Origin of the sequence: Rouxiella silvae (genome assembly GCF_002093625.1) — a bacterium.
In the GTDB taxonomy this organism is placed as follows: domain Bacteria; phylum Pseudomonadota; class Gammaproteobacteria; order Enterobacterales; family Enterobacteriaceae; genus Rouxiella; species Rouxiella silvae.
In genome coordinates this window covers 1-376 of record NZ_MRWD01000128.1, presented here as the reverse complement: position 1 = coordinate 376, position 376 = coordinate 1, and the positions used below count along the sequence as shown (strand labels likewise).

1 protein-coding gene is annotated in these 376 nt (G+C 61.4%); it reads left to right on the top strand.

Annotation, left to right across the window (positions count from 1 at the left end):
* The coding region (locus BS639_RS24630; protein WP_173882134.1) for an Ig-like domain-containing protein at positions 1 to 376 on the top strand (376 nt) is incomplete at both ends.

Sequence of the window (376 nt, the reverse complement as noted above, 5' to 3'; positions counted from 1 at the left end):
CGGTTATCGTCAACAAAAGCGTCGGGGCTGGGCTGGACGCGAGTCCGCTGACGCTAAAAGTTCTTGAAACTCAGGGGATTAAGGTCGGCGGTGGCAACGGCGGCGCGCTGAGTTATCGCAGTGACAGCCTCAACATCGCCAGCGTAGACAGTAAAGGTAAGGTCACGGCGAAGGCTCAAGGCACGGCGAGGGTGACGGTGACGGAGGCGGAGAGCGCCAACTACCTGGGTCAGGCGGTCACGGCTGACGTCAGCGTGGGTCTGAAAGACGCGCCGTCGCTCACGGCCAAGCCTGTGAAGGCGGACTTTGGTTCGACGCCGCCAGCGCTGGTTGTCGAGGGCGGCAACGGCGGGAAATTAAGCTATACATCATCGGA